Below are 24,949 nucleotides of genomic sequence, written 5' to 3'. Positions count from 1 at the left end.
GGCAACATCAATATTGATACCTGACCAACGCCTGCGGCAGCGCATGCATGGCGAAGAACGTCAGCAGCGCCACACATGCCGGCAACACCAGCCACCACACCCGCAGCGGCAGGGCTGGCAGGGTCTGCTGGCGTTGCACCAATGTCAGGCTGAGTGCGCATACGCAACAGGCCAGCAGGGCCCCAGCCAGGATATCGGTTGGCCAGTGCGCCCCCAGGTACACCCGCGACAGGGCAATCGCCAGCGCCGGAATGCACCCCAGCATCACCCAGGTCAGGCGCATGCGTGGTGGCTGCCCACGCCCCGCCAGTACGGCCATGACCAGGAAGAACGCGAACGATGCCGAGCTGTGCCCGCTGGGCATGCTGTAGCTGGTCAGTGGGTCGGTCAGTACTTCCGGCCTGGCCCGGGCAAATAGCCATTTCAGTGTGCCGTTGGCGATCGCCGTACCCATCAACGCGCCAGCGGCGAAAAATGCGTGTCGCCACTGACGGGCAAGCAGCAGCAGGCCGGTCAGCAGGCCGCCGAGGAACAACTGGGTGCGGAAATCGCCTAGCCGTGTCACCAGCACCACGGTGCTGTCGATGGCCTGGCTGCGATGCTCCTGGACCAGTGTCATCACGCCTTGGTCGAACTCATGGAGGTAGGGCCAGCCGAGGAATACACCGGCCAGGGTGATGAAGCTGAGCGCGGCAACCAGCCGGGTGCCGTGGCGTTGGTCTCGCAGGCTGGTATTCAGGCTCAGGCCGATCAGCGCCGCGAGGGCGCCGGCGATGATCCCGGCGTCCAGCCAGAAGCCTTCCGGCAGGGGCAGGCGCATGGCGGCGCCGGTGGCCCAGCCGGGTAGCAGGTAGGCGACCGACCAGCCGGCACCCGCCAGCAGGCTGACGGCGATGAAGCGCGGCAGGGGCATGTCGAACATGCCGGCGACCATTGGCAGCATCGGCCGCAGCGGGCCGATGAAGCGGCCTACCAGCAGGCTGGCGATGCCATAACGCTGGAAGTAGCTTTCGGCGCTGCCGATCCATTCTGGATGGTGGCGTAGCAGCGGCAGCCGGCGAATGTTCTGGTGGAAGTACTTGCCCACTGTGTAAGACAAGGCGTCGCCCAGCAGGCCGCCGAGAAAGCCGAGGAGCAGCGTTTCGCCCAGGCTGAACGTGCCACTGCCGGCCAGTACCGCCACGGCGAACAGCAGTACGGTGCCCGGCACGATAATGCCGGCGATGGCCAGGCATTCGATGCAGGCCACCAGGAAAATCGCCAGGCCAAGCCACTGCGGGTTGGCGCTGAGCCAGCCGGTCAGGCTGTCGAGCCATTGGCCCATGTTCAGCTTCCTTGTTCGAGAATGAAGAAATCACGGCCTTCGACTTGGCCGCGGCGTAACGGGTTCCGTGTGCAGAAACGGGCGTACCCGGCATCGACGAAGCGGTACGGCAGGTGCTCGTCGCGCCCGTGCGGAATGCCCAGGCGAGCGGCCTGGATCACCCGGGGCACGGCGTTGCCGCAGTCCTCGACGTACAGGCGTTCGGCGTCGAAACGCTGGGCGTCCCAATGCGGCACTTTCAGGCCCAGGGCCCGGCATAGCAGGGTCTGGCCGGCGCACAGGCGCTCTTGCGGGCGGATATTGCCGCTTGCATCGGGGTTGTTCAGTTGCATCTGCGCCAGGCTATCGGGCCCCGAGAGGGCGTCCTGCCAAGGATAGGCAGACTTGATCAGCACCGCGTTGCCCGGCCCGTGGGCGCTGAAGTTCAGCGAGTCGCCGCCGCGGGCGTAGTACATGTAGATATGCCCCCCATCCAGGAACAGCGCCTTGCGTTTTTCGGTATAGCCGAGCGAAGCGTGGCTACCTTTGTCGGAAAGGTAGTAGGCCTCGGTCTCGATGATCCGCGCGGCCAGCCAAAGGTCGCCGTGGCGGTGACGGATGACCTTGCCCAGCAGGGCCTTGGCCAGGGTCTGGGCGTCGCGGTCGAAAAAGCTGTCGGGCAGGGCTGGCATGCGGAGCAGTTCGTGGCTGGAGAGGCGGGGATGATAGCAATGAATGGCTTAATCGAGGCTGAATCGGAGGGTGATGTTGGCAGTGCCGGTCCTTTCGCGGGCATGCCCGCTCCCACTGGTGGTGCATAGGTCCAGGCCTTGTGAAATCCCTGTGGGAGCGGGCGCGCCCGCGAAAGGGCCGCAACAGGCGATGGAAATCTCGATAACCCCGGTTACATCTTTCCTACACATTGCCCCATCCATTTTCGACCATCCGCCACCCGCCGCTGGGCGTACACCTGCGCGGCAGTTATAATCAGCCGATTTCCCCTTCGCCAAGACACCGAACCCATGACTGAGTCCGTTCTTGACTATATGACCCGCCTGGGTCGCGCTGCCCGTGAGGCTTCCCGGGTGATTGGCCGTGCCAGCACCGCGCAGAAGAACCGCGCCCTGCAAGCCGCCGCCGACGCGCTGGACGCTGCCCGTGCCGAACTCACCGCTGCCAACGAGCTGGACCTTGCCGCTGGCCGCGCCAGTGGCCTGGAGCCCGCACTGCTCGACCGTCTGGCGCTGACCCCGGCGCGTATCGACGGCATGATCACCGGCTTGCGCCAGGTGGCCAGCCTGCCGGACCCGGTCGGTGCCATTCGCGACATGAGCTACCGCCCATCGGGCATTCAGGTAGGCAAGATGCGTACCCCGCTGGGGGTGATCGGGATCATCTATGAATCGCGCCCGAACGTGACCATTGATGCCGCCAGCCTGTGCCTCAAGTCGGGCAATGCAACCATCCTTCGGGGCGGTTCCGAAGCCATCCACTCCAACCGCGCCATTGCCACCTGCATTCAGCGTGGCCTGGCCGAAGCCGGCCTGCCGGCGGCGGTGGTGCAGGTGGTCGAAACCACCGACCGCGAAGCCGTGGGCGCGCTGATCAGCATGCCGGAATTCGTCGATGTCATCGTACCGCGCGGAGGCCGTGGCCTGATCGAGCGCATCAGCCGCGATGCCCGCGTGCCGGTGATCAAGCACCTGGACGGCATCTGCCACATCTATGTCAGCCAGCATGCCGACCTGGACAAGGCCTGGAATGTGGCTTTCAACGCCAAGACCTACCGCTACGGCATCTGCGGTGCCATGGAAACGCTGCTGGTCGACCAGCAAGTGGCTGAGCGCTTCCTGCCAGAAATGGCCCGCCGCTTCGTGGAGAAGGGCGTGGAGCTGCGCGGTTGCGAGCGTACCCAGGCTATCATCAGCGCCAAACCGGCCACCGAAGCCGATTGGCACACGGAATACCTCGATGCGATCCTGTCGATTCGCGTGGTCGACGGCCTGAACCAGGCCATCGAGCACATCAACCACTATGGCTCGCACCACACCGACTCGATCATCAGCGAACACCAGGGTGAAGCCCGTCAGTTCATGGCTGAGGTCGATTCGGCGTCGGTCATGCTCAACACCCCGACCTGCTTTGCCGATGGCTTCGAGTACGGCCTGGGTGCGGAAATCGGTATTTCCACCGACAAGCTGCATGCCCGCGGCCCTGTCGGTCTGGAAGGCCTGACCTGCGAGAAGTACGTGGTGATCGGCGATGGCCAGTTGCGCGGCCAGGGGTCCTGCTGAGTTGAGCAAGGCCCAGGCAGTCCGGCGTATCGGCATTCTAGGTGGTACCTTCGACCCCGTGCATATCGGCCACTTGCGCAGCGCGCTGGAAGTGGCCGAGTTCATGGGGCTGGATGAGCTACGCCTGTTGCCCAATGCCCGGCCGCCGCACCGCGACACGCCACAGGTGGCCGCGCAGGATCGCCTGGCCATGGTCCGTGAAGCGGTGCAGGGCGTCGCTTGCCTGAGCGTCGATGCCCGCGAGCTGGAACGTGACAAGCCGTCGTACACCATCGATACGCTGGAATCGATCCGCGCCGAGCTGTCCGGCCACGACCAGCTGTTCCTGGTGCTGGGTTGGGATGCCTTCTGTGGTCTGCCCGCCTGGCATCGCTGGGAAGAATTGCTGCAACACTGTCACATCCTGGTACTGCAACGTCCGGATGCCGACGTAGAACCCCCTGACGAGTTGCGCAACCTGTTGGCTGCGCGCTCGGAGAGCGATCCCACCGCCATGTCCGGCCCGGCGGGAAATATTTCGTTCGTCTGGCAGACGCCGCTTGCGGTGTCGGCTACACAGATCCGACAGCTGCTGGCCAGCGGCAAATCGGTGAGGTTCCTGGTGCCGGACGCCGTACTGGCCTATATCGAGGCGCACGAACTGTATCGTGCGCCCAACTGACGGTGCCTCTGGCGCCTCATCCAACGAGTTGAACGAGTTTTATATGACCAAGCAGAAAATTTACGGCGAAGAACTGGTCGCAGTGACCAAGGCAGCGCTGGAAGACGTCAAGGCCCAGGACATCCAGGTCATCGACGTGCGCGAGAAGCACAGCCTGACCGACTACATGATCATTGCCACCGGTACCTCCAACCGCCAGATCAACGCGATGGCCGAAAAGGTCCGTGAAGCCGTCAAGGCCAAAGGCGCCCAGCCACTGGGTGAAGAAGGCAAGGGCGACAGCGACTGGGTGCTGCTGGACCTGAACGACGTCATCGTGCACATGATGACCGCCGCTGCCCGCCAGTTCTACGACCTTGAGCGCCTGTGGCAGGGTGCCGAGCAAAGCCGTGCCGCCGATGGCAAGCACCACAGCCCGGACCATGCCCACGAGTACTCCGACAAGCTCAAAGACCGCGAATAAGGAAAGCGCTGTGCGTCTGCGCCTGATTGCGGTCGGCTCGCGCATGCCGAAGTGGGTCGAGGAAGGCTGGCATGAATATGCCAAGCGCCTGCCCGCCGAGCTGTCGCTGGAGCTGGTGGAAATCCCGCTGAATACCCGTGGCAAGAATGCCGACGTCGCCCGCCTGATCCGTCAGGAGGGCGAAGCCATGCTGAGCAAGGTGCAGCCTGGGGAACGCATTGTCACCCTCGAGGTCCATGGCAAGCCCTGGAGTACCGAACAGCTGGCCACCGAGCTGGACCGCTGGCGCCTGGATGCGCGCACGGTGAATTTGATGGTGGGTGGCCCGGAGGGCCTGGCGCCTGAGGTTTGCGCACGCGCCGAGCAACGTTGGTCGCTGTCGCCGCTGACGTTGCCGCACCCGTTGGTAAGGATACTCATCGGCGAGCAGATCTACCGCGCCTGGACCGTGTTGTCCGGGCACCCTTACCACAAATGAGCCTGTAAGCAGTCCGATGTCGCAGCCGATCCGTCTCAAGGACCACGAGAAAGACGCCCGCCTGGTGCGCAACCGCGTCGTGGTCGGCGCAGTCGCGATCATGCTGCTTGTGTGCGTGTTGATCGCACGGCTGTACTACCTGCAGATCATCCAGTACGACTACCACTCCACGCTGTCGGAGAACAACCGGGTGCATGTGCAGCCGATCCCGCCGACCCGCGGGTTGATCTTCGACCGCAACGGGGTGATCGTTGCCGACAACCGGCCCAGCTTCAGCCTGTCGATGACCCGCGAACGTGCGGGTAACTGGCAGGAAGTGCTGGATACCATCGTCGAAGTGCTTGAGCTCACCGCTGACGACCGTGCCCTGTTCGAGAAGCGCATGCGCCAAGGCCGCCGGCCATTCGAGCCGGTGCCGATTCTGTTCGAGCTCAACGAAGAGCAGATTGCCCGCGTGGCGGTAAACCAGTTCCGCCTGCCGGGTGTCGAGGTGGTGGCCCAGCTGGTGCGGCATTACCCGCAGGGTGCGCATTTTGCCCATTCGGTGGGTTATGTAGGGCGGATCAACGAGAAAGAGCTGAAAACGCTCGACCCGGTGAACTACAGCGGTACCCACCATATCGGCAAGACCGGCATCGAGCGCTTCTACGAGGCCGCCCTGCACGGTCAGGTGGGTTACGAGGAAGTCGAGACCAACGCCCGTGGCCGTGTGCTGCGGGTGCTCAAGCGCACCGACCCGAAGCCGGGCAAGGACATTGTGCTGAGCCTGGACATCAAGCTGCAGGAGGCCGCTGAAGCCGCCCTGGGAGGCCGGCGTGGTGCAGTGGTTGCGCTCGACCCGCGCACCGGCGAGGTACTGGCGATGGTGAGTCAGCCTAGCTTCGACCCCAACCTGTTCGTCACCGGCATCAGCTTCAAGGCGTATGCCGAATTGCGCGATTCGATCGATCGGCCGCTGTTCAACCGCGTGCTGCGTGGCCTGTACCCGCCGGGGTCGACCATCAAGCCGGCGGTGGCTATTGCCGGTCTGGACAGTGGCGTCGTGAATGCCAGCAGCAGGGTGTTCGACCCTGGCTACTACCAGTTGCCCAACTACGACCATAAATACCGTAACTGGAACCGCTCCGGTGATGGCTGGGTCGACCTGGACACCGCCATCATGCGCTCGAACGACACCTACTTCTATGACCTTGCGCACAAGATGGGCATCGATCGGTTGTCCAGCTACATGAACAAGTTCGGTATCGGCCAGCGGGTTTCCCTCGATATGTTCGAGGAATCTGCCGGGTTGATGCCGTCGCGCGAATGGAAGCGTGCCACCCGTCGCCAGGCCTGGTTCCCTGGCGAAACCCTGATTCTCGGCATCGGCCAGGGCTATATGCAGGCTACGCCGCTGCAACTGGCCCAGGCCACTGCACTGATCGCCAACAAAGGTGTGTGGAACCGCCCGCACCTGGCCAAGACCATCGAAGGCCTGCCGCCGGTGGACGACAACCCCATGGAAGACATCGTGCTGCGTGACAAGTCCGACTGGGCCAAGGTCACCCATGGCATGGAACAGGTGATGCACAACGCCCGCGGTACCGCGCGCAAGGCAGCAGCCGGTGCCCAGTACCGCATTGCCGGCAAGAGCGGCACCGCCCAGGTGGTGGCGATCAAGCAGGGCGAGAAGTATGACCGCAACAAACTCCAGGAGCGCCACCGCGACCATGCCTTGTTCGTCGCGTTTGCCCCAGCCGAAGCCCCGAAAATCGTGGTTTCGGTGATGGTCGAGAACGGTGAGTCCGGCTCGGGTGTCGCCGCTCCGGTGGTTCGCCAGATCATGGACGCCTGGCTGCTCGACGAAAACGGCCGGCTCAAACCCGAGTTCGCGCCCGCCACCGTTACCCAGGAATCGGCCCTGTGATGAACAATTTCGATCGCATGCTCTCCAGCGAGGATGTGATGCGTCGGCGTGCGAGCTTTCTGCAACGCATTCATATCGACGGCCCCTTGCTGATCATTCTGCTGACCCTTGCGGCCGGCAGCCTGTTCGTACTGTATTCGGCCAGTGGCAAGAACTGGGACCTGCTGCTCAAGCAAGCCACCTCGTTTGGCATCGGTCTGGTGTCGATGTTCGTCATCGCCCAGCTGGAGCCGCGCTTCATGGCGCGTTGGGTGCCGCTGGCCTACCTGGCCGGGGTGCTGTTGCTGGTAGTGGTGGACGTGATGGGCCACAACGCCATGGGTGCCACGCGCTGGATCAACATTCCGGGGGTGATCCGCTTCCAGCCCTCGGAATTCATGAAGATCATCATGCCGGCGACCATCGCCTGGTACCTGTCCAAGCGCACCTTGCCGCCCCATTTGAAGCACGTGGCGATCAGCCTGGTGCTGATCGGCGTGCCGTTCATGCTGATCGTACGTCAGCCCGACCTGGGGACTGCGCTGCTGATCCTGGCCTCCGGTGCCTTCGTGCTGTTCATGGGCGGCTTGCGCTGGCGCTGGATCCTCAGCGTGCTGGCGGCAGCTGTGCCCGTCGCGGTGGCCATGTGGTTCTTCGTCATGCACGACTATCAGAAGCAGCGGGTATTGACCTTCCTCGACCCTGAAAGCGACCCGTTGGGCACCGGTTGGAACATCATCCAGTCCAAGGCGGCGATCGGCTCGGGCGGGGTGTTTGGCAAAGGCTGGCTGCTTGGCACGCAGTCGCACCTGGACTTTTTGCCGGAAAGCCACACCGACTTCATCATCGCCGTGCTCGGCGAGGAGTTCGGCCTGGTTGGCATCTGCCTGCTGCTGATTGTCTACCTGCTGCTGATCGGCCGTGGTCTGGTGATCACCGCCCAGGCGCAGACCCTGTTCGGCAAGCTGCTTGCGGGCAGCCTGACCATGACTTTTTTTGTATACGTGTTCGTCAATATCGGAATGGTAAGTGGCCTTCTGCCCGTGGTGGGCGTGCCGCTACCTTTCATCAGCTATGGCGGAACATCGTTGGTGACGCTGCTGTCAGCGTTTGGCGTTTTGATGTCGATCCATACGCACCGCAAATGGATCGCGCAGGTTTGAATAAGGTGAACAATTTCATGCAAGCAGTGCGTAACTGGGCTGCCCGTTGTGCGCCTTGGATCGGTGCGGTGGGCCTGTTCGGCGCTGTACAGCTGGCCCATGCCGGCGAATACGACGGCTCGCCCCAGGTAGCCGCGTTCGTTGGCGAAATGAGCCGCGACTATGGTTTTGCGCCTGAGCAACTGATGGGTGTGTTCCGTGAGGTACAGCGCAAGCAGTCGATCCTCGACGCCATATCGCGCCCGGCCGAGCGGGTCAAACCGTGGAAGGACTATCGGCCGATGTTCATCACCGATGCACGTATCGCTCGCGGTGTGGATTTCTGGCGTCAGCACGAGGCTGTGTTGGCACGTGCCGAGCAGGAGTACGGCGTACCTGCGCAGTACATTGTCGCAATCATCGGCGTGGAAACCTTTTTTGGCCGCAATACCGGCAACTACCGGGTGATCGACGCCCTGTCGACGCTGGGCTTCGACTACCCGCCACGGGCCGAGTTCTTCCGCAAGGAGCTGCGTGAGTTCCTGCTGCTGGCCCGGGATGAGCAGCTCGACCCCTTGACGCTCAAGGGCTCGTACGCTGGCGCCATGGGGCTGCCGCAGTTCATGCCAAGCAGCTTCCGCAACTACGCGGTGGACTTCGACGGGGACGGCCACATCAATATCTGGAACAACCCTGACGATGCCATCGGCAGTGTGGCCAGCTACTTCAAGCGCCACGGCTGGGTGGCCGGCGAGGGTGTGGTCAGCCGCGCCTGGGTGGAAGGCATGCGCGCCGACGAAGGCCTGACCACCGGCATCGAGCCGGTGAAAACGGTAGGGGAGTTGCGTACGCTTGGCTGGTCGGTTCATGATTCGCTGCGCGATGATCTGCCGGTTACCGCCTTCCGTCTCGAGGGCGAGAGCGGCCCCGAGTACTGGATGGGCCTGAAGAACTTCTACGCGATCACTCGCTACAACCGCAGCGTGATGTATGCCATGGCGGTACATCAGCTTGCGGAACAGCTGGTTCAAGTACGGGGCGTCAAGTAATGCGCGCAATCATCTCTGGCAACGCTTTCAAGCTGCTCACCTGCCTCGCCGTCGGTGTGGCGCTGGCCAGCTGCTCTTCCAACCGCCCGGCCCCGAAAAGCAGTGGTAACGTCGTGCGCAGCCAGCCGGGCCTGGACATCAACCGGGCGCACAAGGACGGCGCACCGTGGTGGGACGTGGATGTGAACAAGATCCCCGATGCCACCCCGACCGTGCACACCGGTAACTACAAGGCCAACCCGTACACCGTGCTTGGCAAGACCTACTACCCGATGCAGGACTCGCGCAACTACCGCGCCGAGGGTACGGCGTCGTGGTACGGCACCAAGTTCCATGGGCAGAACACCGCCAATGGCGAACTGTACGACCTGTATGGCATGAGCGCGGCGCACAAGACCCTGCCGCTGCCAGCCTATGTGCGGGTGACCAACCTGGCGAACGGCCGCAGCGTGATCCTTCGGGTGAACGACCGTGGCCCGTTCTATTCCGACCGAATCATCGACTTGTCCTATGCTGCCGCGAAAAAGCTCGGCTATGCCGAGATCGGCACCGCGCATGTGCGCGTCGAGGGTATCGACCCGCAGCAGTGGTGGGCTCAGCGCGGCCAAACGCCGCCGATGGTGCTGAAGGAGCCGCAAGTGGCGCAGACCCAGGCAATACCGGCCAGTACCGGGCGGGTCGAGCAGTGGACCCCGCCGCCACAGCAGCACGCAGCGCCCGTGGTACCCGTGCAGGTGGGTGGCAACAACGTGCCCGGCGGTAACGGTGGCAGTTTCTTGCAGGTAGGCGCGTTCGCCAACCCGGACGCTGCCGAGTTGCTGCGCGCCAAGCTCAGCACCATGGTCAATGCACCCGTGTTCATCAGCTCGATCGTGCGTAACCAGCAGACCCTGCACCGCGTGCGCCTGGGGCCGATCGGCAGCCAGGGCGAGATCCAGCAAGCACAGGACAGCATTCGCCTGGCGAACTTGGGGCAGGCAAAGCTGGTCACAGCAGACTGACTGTGGGGGCGGGCGCGCCTGCGAAGACGGCAACACCAAACTGTCGGTTTTGTCATGAATTGCCGGTCGCGGCCATGTACAATGACCGCTTTTGCCCGCAGCGACATAAAGCCGCACGTTCGCGGGCCAGGCCAACGGCCATAAAACTAGACTGACTGGCGCTGGGCACATGATCTTGCCCAGGGAACATCTCAGACCATTAGCGATTTTCGAGAGACGGATGAACATCACCAACCTTGCCAAACGACTTTGCCTGCCTGTACTGCTGCTGATCACGCCTGCCGCCTTCGCGGCGGAGCAGATGACGCCTGCGCCACCCCAACTGGCAGCCAAGTCCTACGTACTCATGGACGCGTCCAGCGGCAACGTGCTGGTCGAGAACAACGGTGACGAGCGCCTGCCGCCAGCCAGCCTGACCAAGCTGATGACCGCCTACATCGCCACCCTGGACATCCGCCGCGGCCAGATCGGTGAAAGCGACCCGGTTACTGTCAGCGAAAACGCATGGCGTACCGGCGGTTCGCGCATGTTCATCAAGGTTGGCAGCCAGGTCACGGTCAGCGACCTGCTGCACGGCATCATCATCCAGTCCGGTAACGACGCCTCGGTCGCCTTGGCCGAGCACATCGCCGGCAGCGAAGACGCCTTTGCCGACATGATGAACAAGACGGCTGCCGACCTGGGCATGACCAACAGCCACTTCATGAACCCGACCGGCCTGCCGAACCCCGAGCACTACTCGTCGGCGCACGACATGGCAACCCTGGCCCGTGCGATCATCAATGTCGACCCGGCCCACTACGCCATCTACTCGCAGAAAGAGTTTTTCTGGAACAACATCAAGCAGCCTAACCGCAACCTGCTGCTGTGGCGCGACAAGACCGTCGATGGCCTGAAAACCGGTCACACCGACGAAGCCGGCTACTGCATGGTGGCGTCGGCCGTTCGTGACGGCCAGCGCCTGATCGCCGTGGTGTTCGGTACCAACAGCGAACAATCGCGTGCTGCCGAAACCCAGAAGCTGCTGACCTACGGTTTCCGCTTCTTCGAAACCCAGACCTTCTACCAGAAGGGCACCGAGCTGACCCAGGCCCCGGTCTGGAAGGGCGCTACCAGCCAGATCAAGGCTGGCCTGGCTGACGACCTGACCATGACTATGCCTAAAGGCCAATTGAAGCGCCTGCAGGCTTCGATGACCATGAACCCGCAGCTCACCGCACCGATCGCCAAAGGTGACGTGATCGGCAAAGTGGAAGTCAAACTGGACGAGAAAGTGGTTCACAGCGCCGACCTGATCGCCCTTGATGGCGTCGAGGAAGGTGGTTTCTTCCGCCGTATGTGGGATAGCATCCGTCTATTCTTCTACGGGTTGTTCAACTGATACGTGACCTGCATGCCCCCGCGCCTACCGCGGGGGTGTTGTTGTTGCCACGGCTTACGAGGCCGTTTCCGCCATGAGCGAACCAGACGTCAAGTCGCACAAGATCGAATTCCCTTGCGACGATTACCCGATCAAGGTCATCGGTGACACCGTTGTCGGTTTCAAGGACACGGTCATCGAGATTCTCAGCAAGCACGCCAAAGTCGACCTTTCCACCCTGGCCGAACGCCAGAGCAAGGAAGGCAAGTACACCACCGTGCAATTGCACATCGTTGCCGAAAGCGAGAACCAGTTGCACGATATCAACAGCGCCCTGCGCGCTACCGGCATCGTGAAAATGGTGCTTTGATGTCCGCCTGCCTCGGTTTTCGCGAGCTTGGCCTGCAGCCCTATGAACCGGTGCTGGAGGCCATGCGTCGTTTTACCGAGCAGCGCAGCCCGGACAGCCAGGATGAAATCTGGCTGGTCGAGCACCCTGCGGTCTTCACCCAGGGGCAGGCCGGCAAGGCCGAGCACCTGCTGGTGCCGGGCGACATCCCGGTGGTGCAGACCGACCGCGGCGGCCAGGTCACTTACCATGGCCCCGGGCAGCTGGTGGCCTACCTGCTGCTGGATGTGCGCCGGCTGGGCTTTGGCGTGCGTGAGCTGGTCAGCCGTATCGAGCTGGCCCTCATCGACCTGCTCGCCAGCTATGCTGTTCAGGCGTCTGCCAAGCCCGATGCCCCGGGTGTCTATGTCGACGGAGCGAAAATCGCCTCCCTCGGCCTGCGAATTCGCAACGGCCGTTCGTTTCACGGCCTTGCCCTGAACGTGGACATGGACCTTGCGCCATTCCGCCGAATCAACCCCTGCGGCTATGCGGGGCTGGCGATGACCCAGCTGCGCGATCTGGCAGGTCCGATCGAACTCGACGAGGTCAGGACAAGGCTGCGCGGACAGCTGGTCAAGCACCTCGACTACGCTGAGCAGACGACCCTCACGGGCGGAATCGACTGAATATGACAACTGTGCAAGAAGCCGTGCCGAACCTGATACCTACCCAGGATGCCACCCCGCGCCCAGCGCCGAAGAAGGTGGAAGCTGGGGTCAAGCTGCGTGGTGCCGACAAAGTCGCGCGCATCCCGGTGAAGATCATCCCTACCGATGAGCTGCCAAAGAAGCCCGACTGGATTCGCGTGCGTATCCCGGTGTCGCCCGAGGTAGACCGCATCAAACAACTGCTGCGCAAGCACAAACTGCACAGCGTATGCGAAGAGGCCTCCTGCCCGAACCTGGGCGAGTGCTTCTCGGGTGGTACCGCCACCTTCATGATCATGGGTGACATCTGCACCCGTCGTTGCCCGTTCTGCGACGTTGGCCATGGCCGACCGAAGCCGCTGGATCTGGACGAGCCGAAAAACCTGGCGGTTGCCATTGCCGACCTGCGCCTGAAGTATGTGGTGATCACCTCGGTGGACCGCGACGACCTGCGTGACGGCGGTGCCCAGCACTTTGCTGACTGCATCCGGGAAATCCGCGCGCTGTCGCCGGGCGTGCAGTTGGAGACCTTGGTGCCGGACTACCGTGGCCGTATGGACGTTGCCCTGGAAATCACCGCGCAAGAGCCACCAGATGTGTTCAACCACAACCTCGAGACCGTACCGCGCCTGTACAAGGCCGCGCGCCCGGGCTCGGACTATGACTGGTCGCTGGACTTGCTGCAGAAATTCAAGCAGTTGGTGCCACACGTACCGACCAAGTCCGGCCTGATGCTCGGCCTGGGCGAAACCGACGAGGAAGTGATCGAAGTGATGCATCGCATGCGCGAGCATGACATCGACATGCTCACCCTTGGCCAGTACCTGCAGCCGTCGCGTAGCCACTTGCCGGTGCAGCGTTTCGTTCACCCGGACACCTTTGCCTGGTTCGCCGAGGAAGGTTACAAGATGGGCTTCAAGAACGTTGCCTCTGGCCCGCTGGTGCGTTCTTCGTACCACGCCGACCAGCAGGCCCACGAAGCCAAGATCAAGCTCTGAGCTATGCGCTAGCCTAGAGCAGAGCCACAGATGCCGATGCGCGCCCAAGGGCGGCATCGGCATTTTTGTTTGTGTCCCATGCGCTGCAAGGAGTCGCGATGTATTGCGCCAAAACCTTCCAACCCACCCTGCCAGCCGCGCTGCCGGCCAACGCATGTTTTGCCATTGTCGCCCCGGCGGGCGCGGCGCGGCTTGATGCGCAGAAGGTCAGCCAGTGGTTCGTTGACCGCGGCTACCGGTGCCGTATCTACCCGGGTGCCCTGCAGGCGCAGGGCTACCTGGCGGGGCCGGACCAGCAGCGCCTGCAGGACTTGCATGCAGCGTTTGCCGATCCGGCCATGGACGCCATCCTGTGCATGCGTGGGGGCTACGGCAGCATGCGCCTGCTTGACCAGCTCGACTTTGAACTGATCCGGCGCAACCCCAAGCCGCTGATCGGCTACAGCGACATCACCGCGCTGCATACGGCGATCTACCGGCATGCCGGGCTGCTGACCTTCCATGGGGGGATGCTCAATGCCGACCTGTTGGGGGCCAAGTTGCCACCGACCGAGTCGTCGTTGCTGGCGCAACTGGGTGGGCATGTGAGGGCAGGCGAGCAGGTCGCGCACCCGGCGGGCTTCGCATTGGACTGCGTGCTGCCGGGGGTGGCCAGCGGACCGCTGCTGGGTGGCAACCTGTCGATGCTGGGGGCGACCATGGGGACCCTTGCCGAGCTGGATACCCAGGGCTGCATCCTGTTCATCGAGGACGTCAACGAGCCGTTGTACCGGGTGGATCGGCTGCTGACCCAGTTACGCCTGGCAGGCAAGCTGGAGGGGATCAAAGGCGTGTTGGTGGGCGACTTTGCCGGGGTTACCACAGCGGCGCTGACGCCGTTGCTGGAGGATACGTTTGCACCGCTGGGTGTGCCGGTGCTGGCGGGTTGGCGCAGCGGGCACTGTGACCCGAATGTATGCTTGCCCCTGGGGGCTCGGGTGAGGCTGGACAGTGTTCAGCAAACACTGGTGCTGGAGCAGGATCTGTTCAGGGCGTGAGATTACCGGGGCCGCGCAGCGGCCCCGGAATGCTTACTGCTGGCGCAGGCTCTCAAGCAGCTTATGGGTCGGGTAGCCATCCGCCGGCCATCCCAGCCCTTGCTGGGCATTGCGGATTGCCTTGCGGGTATTGGCCCCGATAATGCCATCGGCATTACCCGCATCATGCCCGCGGCTGTTCAGCAAGCTCTGCAACTCCATGCGCTCGCTGCGGCTGAGCGGCAGGTCCTCTTTCGGCCAGCTGCCGGCAATGAAGCCCCAGCCGCTGAAGCGATCACCGAGCAGGCTCACCGCCAGGGCATAGGACGACGAGTTGTTGTACTTGAGGATGGCGCGGAAGTTGTCCAGCACCAGGAACGCCGGGCCGCGTGCACCGGCCGGCAGCAGCAGGGCGGCAGACAGCTGGTTGCTACCTGCCGGCAGCTGGGTACCCGCTGGCAGTTTCACGCCCATCGCCAGCCATTCACTCACCGGTTTGCGCAGTGCACCATCGGCCTGCCAGAAGTCGAAGTCCGCCGGCACCTGTACCTCGAAGCCCCACGGTTGGCCGCGTTTCCAGCCCGAACTCTGCAGGTAGTGCGCTGTTGAGGCCAGGGCGTCTGGTGTGCTGTTCCAGATGTCGCGGCGGCCATCGCCGTCGAAGTCCACGGCATGGGTGTTGTAGGTGGTCGGGATGAACTGGGTCTGGCCCATGGCGCCGGCCCACGAGCCACGCATGGCTTCAGGCTGGATGTCACCATGCTGGATGATCTGCAGCGCGGCAATCAGCTGATCCTGGGCGAACTGTGGGCGGCGGCCCTCATAGGCCAAAGTGGCCAGCGAGCGGATCACCGACTTGCTGCCCTGGAACTGGCCGAAGTTGCTTTCCATGCCCCACACCGCGACCAGCACCTGGCGGTCCACGCCATAGCGTTGCTCAAGGCGAGTCAGCAGCTCGGCGTTCTGCTCCAGCAGCTTCTTGCCGTTGCGCACACGCAGGGGCGACAGGGCGCCTTCGAGGTATTCCCACACCGGGCGGGTGAACTCCGGCTGGCTGCGGTCTGCTTTGATCACGTCCAGGTCGGGGGTGACACCGAGGAAGGCGCGGTCGAAGGTGCTCGGCGAAATGCCGGCTTGCAGTGCCTGCTCGCGGAAGCCTGCTTGCCATTGGGCGAAGGTTTGCAGGGGCTGGATGTCAGTGCTGACGTCGGGCGTTGCGCCGGGCACGGTCACCACGGGATTGGGTTGGGCAGGGGCCAGCGGCAGCGCGTCGGCGGCGGTGGGCTTTTCCGCACAGGCCACGAGCAGGATGAAGCTGGAGGCCGCGATCAGCTGGCGGGTTTCCCAGCGGGGGATAAGACGGAAGAGCATGCACAGATCCAGAGTTGCAGGTCAGGTGACGACCATACCATGCCTGCGCTTGCGATGCTTTCATGCAGCCAAAAAGTAGGAAGCCTCCCAATCTCTCGATTGGAAGGCTTCGCGGCGGTAGCTGCCTTTGCCCTTGTTCGGTTGTTCCTGGCGGCAGCGGAACAGTGGCTGGGCAACGATGGACTTGGCCTTGTTGGGGCCGTGCTTTTTCGGCTTTTTGCTCATGGCGGGCTTCCCGGGTTGGGTGGGTTCGGGCGCACTGTAGGCCCCCCGAGGGGTGGGGGCCAATTGATTGTGTATATGGTCGAGGCGCTGGTGCCTATGTGTAGGAGCGGGTTTACCCGCGAATACGGTGGCGGCTGCAACGGTGAACGGCGGGTGGAGATTGGTTAGCAGGTCCGGCCTCTTCGCGGGTAAACCCGCTCCTACGACGGCCTGCGCCCAACCTTCGATGCGTGTGTAGGAGCGGGTTTACCCGCGAATACGGTGGCGGCGGCAACGGTGAACGGCGGGTGGAGATTGGTTAGCAGGCCCGGCCTCTTCGCGGGTAAACCCGCTCCTACGACGGCCGCAGTTACTCGGGAGGGAGGGCCAGGCGCTGGCCAGCCATCAACAGCGACAGCCGCGCCAGGCCAATCCACGGCGAACCTTCAGCCTGCCCTTTGATCTGCGCATCGATTCGCTGGGCATCCTGCAGCAATTGCGCCCAGCGTTGCGCCGAGAGGCGCTGCAGGGCTTTGCTGACCAGCGGGCGGCGTTTGTCCCAGATGGGCGGGCGGGCCTGGCTGAACGCCTTGTCCAATGGCACGCCTTGGCTGAACTGCTGGGCTAGCCCCGCCAGTTGGCGCAGCTCACGGGCCAAGGCCCAGAGGATGACTGGCGGCTCCACACCTTCACCGCGCAAGCCTTCGAGCATGCGCAGGGCATGCGCAGCCTCGCCGTTGAGAATGGCATCGACCAGGCCGAAGACATCGAAGCGGGCGCTGTCGGCGACGGCAGCCTGCACGGTTTCCACGGTGATCTGGCTGCCTTCGGCCAGTAGCTTGAGTTTTTCGATTTCCTGCGCGGCTGCCAGCAGGTTGCCTTCCACGCGCGCGGCAATCAGGTCGACGGCATCACGCTGGGCCGACAGGCCGGCCTGTTGCAGGCGCTGGTTGATCCACTGCGGGAGCTGGTGCACATCCACCGGCCAGATCTGGATGAACTGGCAATGGGCGCCTTCGATCAATGCCTTGCCCCACTTGGTCTTCTGCGCACTGCTGTCGAGCTTGGGCAGGCTGATCAGCAGCAGCGTGTCTTCGGCGGGGTTGGCGCAGTATTCCATCAGGGCGGCGGCACCCTTGTCACCGGGCTTGCCCGAGGGCAGGCGCAGTTCCAGTAGGCGACGCTGGGCGAACAGTGACAGGCTTGCACCGGCCTGGAGCAGGGTGCCCCAGTCGAAGTTGGCGTCGGCACTGAATACCTGGCGTTCATCGAAACCTTGCTGACGCGCGGCATTGCGGATGGCGTCGGCGGCTTCCTGGCACAGCAGCGGGTCGTCGCCGCTGACCACGTAGACCGGTGCCAAGGCGCCTTGCAGGTGCTTGTTGAGTTGGGCGGGGGCAAGTTTCATGGGGAACAGGTGGGGCGCCCGAGGGCGCCCCTCGCGGGCTTAGTTGCCCGGTACTTCCAGTGGCGATTGCTGAGGCGTCTCGGCTTGCTGGCGGCGGGCAGCCTCCAGCGCGGCAGCTTCGGCTTTGGCGCGCTCGTCGGCTTTACGCTGCAACTCATCCAGCTGGGATGGGGACAGCATTTGCAAACGTACGACCATGGCGTTGATCAGGTCGCGGCGCATTTCTTCGCGGGCGCGTTTGGCTTCCTGCTCGGAGCCGGTGATGTTCGAGCCGTCACGCACGTAGACCTTGCGCACCTCCAGCTTGTCGCTCATCAGCTCCAGGTTGTTCAGGCCCAGGATGCTGTAATCCAGCTTGGTGGTCAGCTCGTACTCGGCGGTACGGTTGCCGCTGTTGTAGGTCGCCGAGCGCTCGCGCTCCTGTTCGTTGGTCAGCACCAGGCGATACGGTGCGCCGGCGTGCACGTTGACGCCGCTACGTTCCAGCACTTCACGCAGCTGGACCACGGTCGGGCCATAGGCATTGCGCGCGCTGACGTCCATTTCCTTTACGCTCAGCTCGGTGGAGCCGGTGCCGCGCAGCTGGAAACCGCAGGCGCTGAGCATGACCGCCAGGCCGATTACCAGCAAATTGCGTTTGATCATGTTGTTGCTCCCTTTTGGGCCTGTTCCGCCCACCCGCAGCCAATGCGGGTGGGCGTTTTCATCAGTTGGCGACGATGTTGACCAGCTTGCCCGGTACCACGATGACCTTGCGGATGGTCAGGCCATCGATGAAGCGCAGGACATTCTCGTTGCTGCGGGCAGCGGCTTCGACTTCTTCGCGGCTGGCAGCAGCAGGCATCTCGACCTGGCCGCGCAGCTTACCGTTGACCTGAACCACCAAGGTAATGGAGTCCTGCACCAGCGCCTGTTCGTCGACGCTTGGCCAGGCGGCATCGATCACCGAGCCTGCGTGGCCCAGGTGCTGCCACAGCGCGTGAGAGATGTGCGGAGTGATCGGCGCCAGCAGCAGGGTGACGGCTTCCAGGCCTTCCTGCAGCAGGGCGCGGTCCTGTTCGGTGGCTTGCGGGGCCTTTTCCAGCACGTTCATCACGGTCATCACCTGGGCGATGGCGGTATTGAACTTGTGGAACTGGCCCACGTCGGTGCTGGCTTGCTTGATGGCAGCGTGAATGGCGCGGCGGATGACCTTTTGCGCGTCGTCCAGGGCGGCAACATCCAGCTTGCCTGGCAGGCCCTGGCTGACGTGAGCCTGAGCCAGACGCCAGACACGGCGCAGGAAGCGGCTGGCACCTTCGACGCCGGAGTCGGACCATTCCAGGCTCATGTCGGGCGGCGAGGCGAACATCATGAACAGGCGGCAGGTGTCGGCACCGTAGGCTTCGATCATGGACTGTGGGTCGACGCCGTTGTTTTTCGACTTCGACATCTTCTCGGTGCCACCGATTTCCACCGGCAGGCCGTCGGTCTTCAGGCGGGCGCCAATGATCTTGGCTTTGGCATCACGCTCGATTTCGACATCGGCCGGGTTGAACCAGTCCTTGCCGCCGTTGCTGGCAACGCGGTAGTAGGTCTCGGCGACCACCATGCCCTGGGTCAGCAGGTTCTTGAATGGCTCGTTCGAGGTGACCAAGCCTTCGTCACGCATCAGCTTGTGGAAGAAGCGCGCGTACAGCAGGTGCAGGATCGCGTGTTCGATACCACCGATGTACTGATCTACCGGCAGCCAGTGGTTGGCGGCTTTGGGGTCGACCAGGCCTTTGTCGTAGTTTGGCGAGGCGTAGCGGGCGAAGTACCAGGACGACTCGACGAAGGTGTCCATGGTGTCGGTTTCGCGCTTGGCCGCAGCACCGCATTTCGGGCAGCTGCATTCGTAGAATTCAGGCATGCGCGCCAGTGGCGAACCGGCGCCGTCCGGCACCACGTTCTCCGGCAGGGTGACCGGCAGCTGGTCTTCCGGCACCGGGACGTCGCCGCAGGACGGGCAGTGGATGATCGGGATCGGGCAGCCCCAGTAGCGCTGGCGGCTGATACCCCAGTCGCGCAAGCGGAACTGGGTACGCGATTTGCCCAGTTCCTTGCGGATCAGGGCCGCTTCGATGGCGTCGAAGGCGCCAGCAAAGTCCAGGCCGTCGAACTCGGCGGAGTTGATCAGCTGGCCGTGCTCGCCATAGGCGGCCTGCCACTCGCTGCCGACTTCATCGCCAGCGCTGGTGCGCACCACGGCCTTGACCGGCAGGTTGTACTTGTGGGCGAACTCGAAGTCGCGCTCGTCGTGGGCCGGCACGGCCATGACCGCGCCATCACCGTAGTGCATCAGCACGTAGTTGGCGACCCATACTGGCAGCTTCTCGCCAGTCAGCGGGTGCTCGACCAGCAGGGAAGTAGCCATGCCTTTCTTCTCCTGGGTGGCCATGTCGGCTTCGGCAACGCTGCCGCTCTTGCACTCATCGATGAACGCCTGCAGCGCCGGGTTGCCCTGCGCAGCCTGGGTGGCCAGCGGGTGCTCGGCGGCGACGGCGACGTAGGTGGCGCCCATCAGCGTGTCCGGACGGGTGGTGAAGACCTTGAGGGTGCCTTCGTGGCCGATGCTGGCCTGGTCGTACGGGAACTGGACTTCCATGCCGCGCGATTTGCCAATCCAGTTGCGCTGCATGGTCTTGACCTGCTCAGGCCAGCCCGGCAGCTCGTCGAGGCTCTCCAGCAGCTCGTCGGCGTAATCGGTGATGCGGAAGTAGTACATCGGGATTTCGCGCTTCTCGATCAGCGCGCCCGAACGCCAGCCACGGCCGTCGATGACTTGTTCGTTGGCCAGTACGGTCTGGTCCGCCGGGTCCCAGTTCACGGTACCGTTCTTGCGGTAGATGATGCCTTTTTCGAACAGGCGGGTGAACAGCCACTGCTCCCAACGGTAGTAGTCGGGTTTGCAGGTGGTGACTTCACGTGCCCAGTCGATGGCCAGGCCCAGGCTCTTGAGCTGGGTCTTCATGTAGTCGATGTTTTCGTACGTCCACTTGGCCGGGGCGACGTTGTTTTTCATCGCCGCGTTTTCCGCGGGCATGCCGAAAGCGTCCCAGCCCATCGGCTGCAGGACGTTCTTGCCCAGCATGCGCTGGTAGCGGGCAATCACGTCACCGATGGTGTAGTTGCGCACGTGGCCCATGTGTAGCTTGCCGCTCGGGTACGGGAACATCGATAGGCAATAGTAGGTGTCTTTGCCTGGCTGTTCGGTAACAGCGAACGATTGTTGCTCGTCCCAGAACTTCTGGGCGGCGGCTTCGATATCACGGGGCGTGTATTGTTCGTGCATGGCTACTTTTGGCTGAGAGAGAAGAGACCTTGTTCCAGGCAGCGGAACCTCGCTGCGTCCGGCACTCCGGTGTCGTTTAGAGTGAACGCCGTAGCATACAGCAGCGCCGCGCATCGTGGGAAACCTTCGTTGCGAATGGCCGCTGGTCGCGGCGCACGGCTGCTTTTTGCAGCGACGCTAAGCTCAGGTGTGGGGGGAGATATTCTTACCTTCAATGAGGTGAACGGATGGGAGAGACGCAGCTACCCGCAATCAGACCGGAGCTTTACGAGCGCCTGATCGACCGGCTTGGCCTGGCACTGGAAACGGCCAGGACCTCGGTGCGATTGCGCGACGAGATGCCAGCTGAGCTTGAGTTGCGTGGCTTGAGCCACGCAGAGTTCGAAGTGATCAAGGCCTACCTGGATTCCCTCCCGGAGCGCCACAATGCCGCTGTCGGCAGTTACCCACAAGCGGAGCCGACATCGGCCAAGATCATCTGGCTCAAGGACAAGAAACGCCCCGCCAGTACGGCGAGATCCAGGACGCTGCCACATCGCTAGCCGTTCAGGACGCCAGGCGCAGGCTATCGCGCGCCGGTTCTTCACTATCACACAACTCAAGATCGACGCCGGTACGCACTTGTTGACCGGCGTCGATCCTTCTAGGCTGCACGCCTGCCAAGGAGGTGTGGCCGATGCCGATCCGATTCTTCATCAAACAATGGCTGATGCCGCCGGGCGTGCTGTTTTTGCTGCTGCTTGCGGCATGGTGGCTGCATACGCGGCGGCCACGGTTGGCGGCGCTTTGCTTTAGCGTAGGGCTGGGTGGCCTGTGGTTGATGAGCCTGCCGCTGGTGGTGCAGGAAACCGCCCGTGTGCTGGAAAGTGAGCCGCCGCTGGCCGTGAGCGACTGGGCCGGCCTGGCGAACCGGGCGGATGCCATTGTGGTGCTGGGCGCCGGGCGTGAGCGCGGGGACCCGGCCTGGGGTGGCAGTGACCAGCCCACGGCCACGGCACTGGAACGTATGCGCTTTGCCGCGCGGCTGGCCAAGGCCTCGGGCCTGCCAGTGTTGACCAGTGGTGGGTTGCATTACGGCACGCCGCCCAGCGAGGCGAGGCTGATGGCGGAACGCTTGCATGAAGATTTCGCGGTCGAGGTGAAATGGCGCGAAGAGGCCAGCCGCACGACCTGGGAAAATGCTCAGCTCACGGCCAAAGTGCTGCAGCCTCTGGGATTTCGCCGGGTGGTGCTGGTGACCCAGGCCTGGCATATGCAGCGTTCCCGCTGGAGTTTTGAAAAGGCGGGTTTTGAGGTGGTGCCGGCGCCGGTGGGGTTCCTTGGGCGCGATCATGCGCGGCCGTTTGGCGGTCTGCTGCCAGAGAGCCGGGCGATGTGGCAGAGCGGGCAGTTGTTCAATGAAGTGGTGGGGTTGGTGGGGTATCGGGTGTTCTACTGATTCACCGGCTTACATAATCCCCTGTAGGAGCGGGCTTGCCCGCGAAAGGGCCTGCCCTGCCGGCCAATCTCCACCCGCCGTTCACCGTTGCCGCGACTACCGTATTCGCGGGTAAACCCGCTCCTACAGTGGCCGCGTATCGCCAATCAGACGGTTTTTGCAATACGCCCTGCCAGCAACGCCCAGCCCAGCAGCAACGCACAGACAATTGCCAGCGGCCATGAGCGCCATTGCAGGTAAGGCGTCAGCTGCTGCATCGGCACCACCTCGCCATACAGCACGGCCTGCTGGAACTGCGGAATCTGCGTGGTAATGCGGCCAAACGGGTCGATCAGCGCGGTCACGCCGTTGTTGGTGGCGCGGATCATCCAGCGGCCGGCTTCCAGCGCGCGCATCTGCGCCATCTGCAGGTGCTGCAAGGGGCCGATCGATTTGCCGAACCAGGTGTCGTTGCTGATGGTCAGCAGCAGGTCGCTACGCGCAGCCAGGCCGGCGGCGAACTCGGGGTAGACCACCTCGTAGCAGATGTAAGGCGCAATCTGGTAGCCCTTGGCCTGCAGCAGCGGCTGATCTTCCGGGCCGCGGGCGAAGTCGGACATGGGCAGGTTGAAGAACTCGATGGCCCCACGCAGCACGTCTTGCAGCGGCACATACTCGCCAAATGGCACCAGCTTCTGCTTGAGGTAGGTGCCATCGCCTTCGCCAGTGACGGTGATGCCGTTGTAGTAGCGGCGCTGGTGGTGCACTACTTCACGCACCGGTACGCCCGTGATCAGCGCCGAATGGCGCTCGGCAGCGAAGCGGCCCATCACGTCGATGTAGCCCTGGGCCTGGTCCTTGAGCACCGGAACGGCGGTTTCCGGCCACACCAGCAGGTCCACCGGCCTGGAACTGAAGCTCAGGTCGCGGTATAGCGCCAGTTGCGCGTCGATGTGCGCGGGGTCCCATTTCAGGTCCTGCTCGACGTTGCCCTGGATCGCTGCCACTTTCAGCGGCTCGCCTGCCGGAATGGTCCAGGCATGGCCCTTGAGCGCCAGGCCCAGCCCCCAGGGGGCCAGCAACAGCACACTGGCCACGGCCAGGAACGAGGGGCGGGTGCGCAGGCGGTGCAGGTTGCACAGCAGGGCGGCGGTGAGGGCGAGGGTGAAGGAAATCAGCCAGACGCCGCCCAGCGGCGCAAGGCCGGCCAACGGTCCGTCCAGTTGGCTATAGCCGGCGTAGAGCCAGGGGAAGCCGGTCAGGAACCAGCCGCGGAAGGCCTCTTGCAGTAACCAGAGGGCGGCGAAGCACAAGGCGTCGGCCAGTGGTGCTTCGTTGCGGCGTAGCCAGCGCGCCCATAGCCAGGTGGGCAGGGCGAAGAACCAGGCCAGTGCGGCGAAGAACGCCAGCAGCAACACGATTGCCAGCAGCGGCGAGGCGCCGCCGTAGGTGTTCATGCTGACGTAGATCCACCAGGTGCCGGCGCCATACAGGCCAAACCCAAACCACCAGCCACGCCACATGGCCTGACGCGGGCTGAGCTCGCGCAGGCCAAGGTAGAGCACCGCGATGGACAACACCGCCAACGGCCAGATGTCGAACGGCGCCAGGGCCAGGAGGGTGGAAGCACCGGCCGCCAGGGCCAGCAGGTTACCGGGCCAGCCGGGGCGGGTGATCCAACGCATGTTTATCCTTAACGGGTGATCGGGGTCAGGCGCAGCAAGTGTATCCGCCGGCTGTCGGCGTTGAGAATACGGAACTTGTAAGACCCGATCTCAGTGGTTTCGTTGCGCTTGGGCAGGTGGCCAAAGGCGCTCATCACCAGGCCGCCGACCGTGTCGAACTCGTCATCGGAGAACTCGCTGTCGAAGAACTCGTTGAAGTTCTCGATCGGGGTAAGCGCTTTGACCAGGAAATCACCGCTGGGCAGTGGTTTGATGTAGCTGTCTTCCTCGACGTCGTGCTCGTCTTCGATATCGCCGACGATCTGTTCCAGCACGTCCTCGATGGTGACCAGGCCCGCCACGCCGCCATATTCGTCGATGACGATGGCCATGTGGTTGTGGTTGGCGCGGAATTCACGCAGCAACACGTTCAGGCGCTTGGACTCGGGTACGAAGGTGGCCGGGCGCAGCAGGTCCTTGATGTTGAAGCTGTCGCCGTTCTCCTTGAGGATCAACGGCAGCAAGTCTTTGGCGAGCAGGATCCCGAGCACATCGTCATGGCTTTCGCCGATTACCGGGTAGCGCGAGTGCGCGGCGTCGATCACCGCCGGCAGGAACTCGCGAGGCGACTGGCCGGCCTTGATGCTGTTCATCTGCGAACGCGGCACCATGATGTCGCGAACCTGCAGGTCGGCGACCTGAATGGCGCCTTCGACGATGGTCAGCGCTTCGCTGTCCAGCAATTTGTTCTGATGGGCTTCGCGCAGCAGCTCAAGCAGCTCCTGGCGGTTTTTCGGCTCATGGGCAAAAGCCTGGGTCAGTTTACCCAGCCAGGACTTCTGCCCGTTGCTCGATCGATCTTCGCTCATGGCGGTTCTCGTGAT

General features: G+C 63.4%; 24 protein-coding genes. 15 read left to right on the top strand and 9 right to left on the bottom strand.

Annotated elements, in window-relative coordinates; all coding sequences use genetic code 11:
• Nucleotides 1-7: 7 nt before the first annotated feature.
• Together REH59_RS25675 and REH59_RS25670 are read right to left on the bottom strand one after the other, a co-directional pair.
• Complete coding sequence (locus REH59_RS25675; RefSeq protein WP_014861015.1) at nt 8-1,324, bottom strand: bifunctional DedA family/phosphatase PAP2 family protein; 1,317 nt, start codon at nt 1,322-1,324, stop codon at nt 8-10.
• A gap of 2 nt (nt 1,325-1,326) precedes the next feature.
• Nucleotides 1,327-1,995: a DNA-3-methyladenine glycosylase gene (locus REH59_RS25670; protein ID WP_003249713.1), complete on the bottom strand. Its 669-nt coding sequence runs from the start codon at nt 1,993-1,995 to the stop codon at nt 1,327-1,329.
• A gap of 330 nt (nt 1,996-2,325) precedes the next feature.
• On the opposite strand from REH59_RS25670, the gene REH59_RS25665 reads away from it, so the two are divergent.
• The 13 genes from REH59_RS25665 to REH59_RS25605 all read left to right on the top strand — a co-directional run bounded on the left by REH59_RS25665 (nt 2,326) and on the right by REH59_RS25605 (nt 14,709).
• A complete protein-coding gene (locus tag REH59_RS25665; RefSeq protein WP_004576854.1) occupies nt 2,326-3,597 on the top strand; it encodes a glutamate-5-semialdehyde dehydrogenase in 1,272 nt (423 codons plus the stop codon).
• Nucleotides 3,566-4,258, top strand: coding sequence for a nicotinate-nucleotide adenylyltransferase (nadD, locus tag REH59_RS25660; protein ID WP_010955423.1), 693 nt, complete (start codon nt 3,566-3,568; stop codon nt 4,256-4,258). The genes REH59_RS25665 and nadD overlap by 32 nt, the downstream gene beginning before the upstream one ends.
• A 43-nt stretch (nt 4,259-4,301) precedes the next feature.
• The gene (gene rsfS / locus REH59_RS25655; protein ID WP_009685825.1) at nt 4,302-4,721 is read left to right on the top strand and encodes a ribosome silencing factor; all 420 of its coding nucleotides are present in this window, start codon (nt 4,302-4,304) and stop codon (nt 4,719-4,721) included.
• 10 nt (nt 4,722-4,731) lie between these two features.
• Nucleotides 4,732-5,199, top strand: a complete 468-nt coding sequence (rlmH, locus tag REH59_RS25650) for a 23S rRNA (pseudouridine(1915)-N(3))-methyltransferase RlmH (RefSeq protein ID WP_003249722.1) — start codon at nt 4,732-4,734, stop codon at nt 5,197-5,199.
• A gap of 16 nt (nt 5,200-5,215) precedes the next feature.
• Entirely contained in the window at nt 5,216-7,105 is a 1,890-nt protein-coding gene (gene mrdA, locus REH59_RS25645) for a penicillin-binding protein 2 (protein WP_003249725.1), read from the top strand.
• Between the two features lie 38 nt (nt 7,106-7,143).
• On the top strand, nt 7,144-8,247 hold the full coding sequence (gene rodA / locus REH59_RS25640; protein WP_003249727.1) for a rod shape-determining protein RodA: 1,104 nt from the start codon (nt 7,144-7,146) through the stop codon (nt 8,245-8,247).
• A 17-nt stretch (nt 8,248-8,264) separates the two neighbouring features.
• Nucleotides 8,265-9,275, top strand: a complete 1,011-nt coding sequence (gene mltB / locus REH59_RS25635) for a lytic murein transglycosylase B (protein ID WP_003249729.1) — start codon at nt 8,265-8,267, stop codon at nt 9,273-9,275.
• Nucleotides 9,275-10,276 (top strand): septal ring lytic transglycosylase RlpA family protein, encoded by a 1,002-nt coding sequence (locus REH59_RS25630; protein WP_010955419.1) that lies wholly within the window; start codon nt 9,275-9,277, stop codon nt 10,274-10,276. The genes mltB and REH59_RS25630 overlap by 1 nt, the downstream gene beginning before the upstream one ends.
• A gap of 220 nt (nt 10,277-10,496) precedes the next feature.
• Nucleotides 10,497-11,657: a D-alanyl-D-alanine carboxypeptidase family protein gene (locus REH59_RS25625; protein WP_003249733.1), complete on the top strand. Its 1,161-nt coding sequence runs from the start codon at nt 10,497-10,499 to the stop codon at nt 11,655-11,657.
• A gap of 73 nt (nt 11,658-11,730) precedes the next feature.
• Entirely contained in the window at nt 11,731-12,006 is a 276-nt protein-coding gene (locus tag REH59_RS25620) for a DUF493 domain-containing protein (RefSeq protein ID WP_003249736.1), read from the top strand.
• Nucleotides 12,006-12,653 (top strand): lipoyl(octanoyl) transferase LipB, encoded by a 648-nt coding sequence (gene lipB, locus REH59_RS25615; protein ID WP_003249738.1) that lies wholly within the window; start codon nt 12,006-12,008, stop codon nt 12,651-12,653. Before REH59_RS25620 ends, lipB begins: the two co-directional genes overlap by 1 nt.
• A gap of 2 nt (nt 12,654-12,655) precedes the next feature.
• Nucleotides 12,656-13,672 (top strand): lipoyl synthase, encoded by a 1,017-nt coding sequence (gene lipA / locus REH59_RS25610; protein WP_003249742.1) that lies wholly within the window; start codon nt 12,656-12,658, stop codon nt 13,670-13,672.
• 98 nt (nt 13,673-13,770) lie between these two features.
• On the top strand, nt 13,771-14,709 hold the full coding sequence (locus REH59_RS25605) for a S66 peptidase family protein (RefSeq protein ID WP_014861012.1): 939 nt from the start codon (nt 13,771-13,773) through the stop codon (nt 14,707-14,709).
• Between the two features lie 33 nt (nt 14,710-14,742).
• On the opposite strand, the gene REH59_RS25600 is transcribed toward REH59_RS25605, so the two are convergent.
• The 5 genes from REH59_RS25600 to leuS all read right to left on the bottom strand — a co-directional run bounded on the left by REH59_RS25600 (nt 14,743) and on the right by leuS (nt 20,984).
• Entirely contained in the window at nt 14,743-16,059 is a 1,317-nt protein-coding gene (locus tag REH59_RS25600; RefSeq protein ID WP_265536556.1) for a lytic murein transglycosylase, read from the bottom strand.
• A gap of 60 nt (nt 16,060-16,119) precedes the next feature.
• Nucleotides 16,120-16,284, bottom strand: a complete 165-nt coding sequence (gene arfA / locus REH59_RS25595; RefSeq protein WP_003249747.1) for an alternative ribosome rescue factor ArfA — start codon at nt 16,282-16,284, stop codon at nt 16,120-16,122.
• A gap of 349 nt (nt 16,285-16,633) precedes the next feature.
• The gene (holA, locus tag REH59_RS25590) at nt 16,634-17,671 is read right to left on the bottom strand and encodes a DNA polymerase III subunit delta (RefSeq protein ID WP_003249749.1); all 1,038 of its coding nucleotides are present in this window, start codon (nt 17,669-17,671) and stop codon (nt 16,634-16,636) included.
• A gap of 39 nt (nt 17,672-17,710) precedes the next feature.
• Nucleotides 17,711-18,316 (bottom strand): LPS assembly lipoprotein LptE, encoded by a 606-nt coding sequence (gene lptE, locus REH59_RS25585; protein ID WP_003249751.1) that lies wholly within the window; start codon nt 18,314-18,316, stop codon nt 17,711-17,713.
• Nucleotides 18,317-18,377: 61 nt separating this feature from the next.
• A complete protein-coding gene (leuS, locus tag REH59_RS25580; RefSeq protein ID WP_004576918.1) occupies nt 18,378-20,984 on the bottom strand; it encodes a leucine--tRNA ligase in 2,607 nt (868 codons plus the stop codon).
• A gap of 227 nt (nt 20,985-21,211) precedes the next feature.
• On the opposite strand from leuS, the gene REH59_RS25575 reads away from it, so the two are divergent.
• Together REH59_RS25575 and REH59_RS25570 are read left to right on the top strand one after the other, a co-directional pair.
• Nucleotides 21,212-21,526: a hypothetical protein gene (locus tag REH59_RS25575; RefSeq protein WP_003249755.1), complete on the top strand. Its 315-nt coding sequence runs from the start codon at nt 21,212-21,214 to the stop codon at nt 21,524-21,526.
• A gap of 134 nt (nt 21,527-21,660) precedes the next feature.
• Nucleotides 21,661-22,422, top strand: a complete 762-nt coding sequence (locus REH59_RS25570; RefSeq protein ID WP_014861508.1) for a YdcF family protein — start codon at nt 21,661-21,663, stop codon at nt 22,420-22,422.
• Between the two features lie 146 nt (nt 22,423-22,568).
• Here REH59_RS25570 and lnt read toward each other — a convergent pair whose 3' ends face one another.
• Complete coding sequence (lnt, locus tag REH59_RS25565; protein ID WP_012053800.1) at nt 22,569-24,086, bottom strand: apolipoprotein N-acyltransferase; 1,518 nt, start codon at nt 24,084-24,086, stop codon at nt 22,569-22,571.
• 8 nt (nt 24,087-24,094) lie between these two features.
• Entirely contained in the window at nt 24,095-24,934 is an 840-nt protein-coding gene (locus tag REH59_RS25560) for an HlyC/CorC family transporter (RefSeq protein WP_003249762.1), read from the bottom strand.
• Between the last annotated feature and the right edge of the window lie 15 nt (nt 24,935-24,949).

Source organism: Pseudomonas sp. BO3-4 (assembly GCF_034044115.1).
Classification (GTDB): Bacteria; Pseudomonadota; Gammaproteobacteria; order Pseudomonadales; family Pseudomonadaceae; genus Aquipseudomonas; species Aquipseudomonas alloputida.
This window is presented reverse-complemented; position numbering and strand designations above follow the sequence as displayed.